Origin of the sequence: Nonomuraea sp. ZG12, assembly GCF_052068115.1 — a bacterium.
GTDB lineage: Bacteria > Actinomycetota > Actinomycetes > Streptosporangiales > Streptosporangiaceae > Nonomuraea.
This window is the reverse complement of record NZ_JBQHCW010000071.1, coordinates 1-4,503: the sequence shown is the minus strand read 5'-3', so window position 1 is coordinate 4,503 and position 4,503 is coordinate 1. Positions and strand designations below refer to the sequence as shown.

General features: G+C 73.1%; 1 protein-coding gene. It reads right to left on the bottom strand.

Annotated elements, in window-relative coordinates; genetic code table 11:
• The coding region (locus ACTMTF_RS49245) for a beta-ketoacyl synthase N-terminal-like domain-containing protein (protein WP_441117013.1) at positions 1–4,503 on the bottom strand (4,503 nt) is incomplete at both ends.

Below are 4,503 nucleotides of genomic sequence, written 5' to 3'. Positions count from 1 at the left end.
CACCAGACCGACCTCCACCGCGAACAACCCGGTCTGGGCGTACAAGGTCTGATCCGCCACATCCGTACCAGCCTGGAGACCCGGAACGCCGAGAACGACCTCCCGGATCGCCGACCCCAGCTCGGCCTCCAGCAGCGCCACCGCCTCATCGAACGCCGCCGCGAACACCGGCGACGCCGCATACAACTCAGCACCCATCCCCGCCCGCTGAGCCCCCTGCCCCGCGAACACGAACCCGACCCGGCCCGACCGGCCAGCCGGTACGGCACCCGAGGTCACGCCTGCCGCCGGCTGACCGGCGGCCAGCGCCGCCGCACCCGCGACCAGCTCATCCGTACCGGCGCCCAGCACGACCGCCCGATGCTCGAACGTCGACCGGGTCGTGGCCAGCGACCAGGCCACATCGGTCGGATCAAGCTCCGGACGAGCGGACACATGAGCCGCCAACCGGCCCGCCTGCGCCGCCAGTGCCCTACCCGACCGCCCCGACACCAGCCACACCGGCGGCCCGCCCGCCAGCACCGGCACCGGCACATCCGCCACCGGCACCGGGCCGGCGTCCTCATCTCCATGACCCGGCTCCGGCTCCGGCTCCGGTTCCGGTACCGGCTCCGGTTCCGGCTCCGGTTCCGTAAGAAGCGGTGGCGCCTCCTCAAGGATGACGTGCGCATTGGTGCCGCTGATCCCGAACGACGACACCCCCGCCCGCCGCGGACGCCCACCCGCCGGCCATTCCTGCGCCTCGGCCAGCAACGTGATGTTCCCTGCCGCCCAGTCCACATGGGGCGTCGGCTCCTGCGCGTACAACGACCTCGGCAACAGGCCATGCCGCATCGCCAGCACCATTTTCATCACCCCGGCCGCACCCGCCGCCGCCTGGGTGTGCGCGATGTTCGACTTCACCGACCCCAGCCACAGCGGCCGATCCTCCGGCCGGTCCTGCCCGTACGTCGCCAGCAGCGCCTGCGCCTCGATCGGGTCGCCGAGCACCGTGCCGGTGCCGTGCGCCTCCACCACGTCCACATCCGACGGCGACAGCCGGGCGTTGGCCAGCGCGGCCCGGATCACCCGCTGCTGGGCAGGCCCGTTCGGCGCGGTCAGACCGTTCGACGCACCGTCCTGGTTGACCGCGCTGCCGCGCACCACCGCCAGCACCGGATGTCCGTTGCGCCGCGCGTCCGACAGCCGCTCCACCACCAGGACGCCCACGCCCTCACCCCAGCCCGTGCCATCCGCACTCGCCGCGAACGACTTGCACCGCCCGTCGGAGGCCAGCCCCTGCTGCTCGGCGAACGCCGCGAACGCCGCCGGCGTCGCCATCACCATCACGCCGCTGGCCAGCGCCAGCGAACACTCCCCCGACCGCAGCGCCTGCGCGGCCAGATGCAACGTCACCAGCGAGGAGGAGCACGCGGTGTCCACGGTCACCGACGGCCCTTCCAGGCCGAGCACGTAGGACACCCGGCCGGACAGCACGGCTCCCGACGTACCCGTCAGCAGGAAACTCTCCGAACCGCTCCCCTCCAGACCGGCGCCATAACCGGTCGGGGTTCCCCCGGCGAAGACCCCGGTCTCGCTGCCGCGCAACGCGCGCGGCTGGATCCCCGCCCGTTCCAGCGCCTCCCACGAGGTCTCCAGCAGCAACCGCTGCTGCGGATCCATCGCCAGCGCCTCACGCGGGCTGATCCCGAAGAACACCGGATCGAAATCGCCCGCGTCATACAAGAACCCACCCTGCGCCGCGTCCGCTCCCGGCGCACCGAGCAGGGCGCCGTCCCAGCCCCGGTCCACCGGAAAGCCGGACACCGCGCTTTCGCCCGAAACCACCAGGTCCCACAACTGCTCCGGACCGCGCACACCGCCGGGGTAACGACAGCCCATGCCGACGATCACGATCGGGTCGCCGTCCGCGACCGCCGTCATCGCAGGCGGGGCAGCGGCCGGAACATCGGCCGCCTCGCCCAGAAGTTCGGACTTCAGATGCCCGGCCAGCCGGGCCGGGGTCGGATAGTCGAAGATCAGCGTCGCCGGGAGCCGCACTCCGGCGAGCGCGGAGAGCCGATTACGCAGCTCCACCGCGGTCAGGGAGTCGAAACCCACTTCACTGAACGCCCGGTCGGCCTCGACCGCCTCCGGCGTGGGGTGGTGCAGCACCGCCGCCGCCTCCGAGCGGACCAGATCGGTGAGGATCTGGAGCTGTTCGGCCGGCGCACGCCCCGTCAGCCGCACGACCAGTTCTCCGGCCGGCCGGGATTCGGGGACAACGGCGCCACCGGCGGGCACCAACGCCCGGATGTCGGGCAGTTCCCGGAGAAAGGGAACCTGCTCCGGATCACTCAAGCCGGCGGCGATCTGGGCCCAGTCGATGTCCGACACCGTCAGCCCGGCCTCGCCGTCCTCCAGCACCTGCCCCAGCACCTGCAAGGCCACATCCGGGTCCAACGCCCTGGTCGGCCCGCCGCCGACCCGGTGCTCCACCATCGCATCGGCCTGCGCCATGCCGCCACCGGCCCACGCTCCCCAGGCGAGAGAGGTCGCGGCCAGCCCGCGCCCGCGCCGGTTCTCGGCCAACGCGTCCAGGTACGCGTTCGCCGCCGCGTAATTACCCTGCCCACCGCCACCGAACGTCGCCGCCGCCGAAGAGAACAACACGAACGCCGACAGATCCAGATCCGCCGTCAACTCATCGAGATGCGCCGCCCCACCGGCCTTCGCCGCCAGCACGTTCCCCAACCGAACCGGGCTCATCCGATCCAGCACCCCGTCATCGAGCACACCCGCGGTGTGCATCACACCGGTCAAGCCATCGGCCGCCAGCCACTCCAGCAGCCCGGCCACGTCGTCACGCCGCGCCACGTCACCGGCTACGACCGCGACGGCCGACCCCTCGGCCGCCATCCGCGCGGCCAACCGGGCGGCTCCCGCGGCTCCCGGCCCCGAACGGCTCCACAACACCACCCGGGCCGTGCCACGCTCGGCCAGCCACACCCCGACCCGCCCGCCGAGCGCCCCGGTCCCTCCGGTCACCAGCACGGTGCCGCGCGCGAAGGAGTCACGAACAGGGGAGTCACGGACGGCCGGTCCGGGAGCACCCACCGGTCGCGGCGCGCGGGTCAGCCTACGGCCGAAGATGCCGGCGGCACGAAGGGCGACCTGATCCTCGCCGCACCCGGCGAGCACACCCGCCAAGCGGACCCCGGCCCGCGCGTCGAGCACCACCGGCAGATCGATCAACCCGCCCCACCGATCCGGGTTCTCCATCGCCGCCACCCGGCCCAGGCCCAGCACCTGCGCCTGCACCGGACGCGAGACACCCTCCCGGGCACCGGCCGCCACCGCGCCCTGGGTCACCATCCACAACGGCGCGTCGATCCCGGCATCGCCCAGCGCCTGCACCAGGCCCACCGACCCGGCCAGACCGGCCGAGACGAAGGGGTGATCGGCCAGCGGCACCTCCTCCAAGGCCAGCAACGACAGCACGCCTGCCGGTTCGCCTTCCGCGAGCACCTCACCGATCCGGACGGCCAGCACTTCCCGCGAGACATCCTGCGCGGCGACCGACGCCACGACGGTGCGCGCGCCCTGAGCGCCCAGCGCCCGGACACACTCCTCGGCCAGGCCCGCACCCGCCGGACCCGCCACCACCAGCCAGGTGCCCGTCAGGCGGGACGGCTCCGGATCGGCGACCGGCACCCAGGACACTCGGTAGCGCACATCCGAGGCCCGCGCCTCCTCCCGCTCCCGCTGCCGCCACGAAGCCAGCACCGGCAGCACCTCACTGAACGGCCGCCCCGCGTCGACCTCCAGCGCACCGGCCAGACCAGCCAGATCACCACGCTCGACCGCCGCCCAGAACTGCGCCTCCGCCTCCGTCCCGCCTCCGGCCTGAACCGGTTTGGCGGCCGCCGCCGGGCCCTGCGGCCAGAACCACTGATGCCGGAACGCGTAGGTGGGCAGTTCGGCTCGCTGCCCGGCCGCCAGAACCGCCGGCCAGTCCACCCGTACGCCCTGAACGTGCGCCTGAGCCAGCCCGGTCAGCACCGCCTCGGCCGCCGGGACCTTCGGATTCAGCACTGGGATGAAACGTGCGTCCTGGTCGAGAGCGGCCGCGCCCATCGAGGACAAGGTCCCGTCCGGGCCGATCTCGATGAACGTCGAGACGCCTTGAGCCGCCATCGTGGTGACCGCGTCCGCGAACCGGACCGGCTGCCGCGCCTGAGCCGCCCAGTACCCGGCCTCCGGGGCCGCGATCAGCTCGCCCGACAGGGCGCCCACCCACGCGACCTTCGGGGCCGCGTGTTCCACGCCGGCGGCCATCTCGTCCAGCTCGGTCAGCACCGGGTCCATCCGCGCCGAGTGGAACGCGTGACTCACCCGCAACCGGCGCACCCGCCTGCCCCGCCCTCGCCACTCTTCAAGGATCCGGTCCACGGCGGCGGCCTCACCCGAGATCACCACCGAGTCCGGTCCGTTCACCGCCGCCAGCGACACCTCCGGCTCACC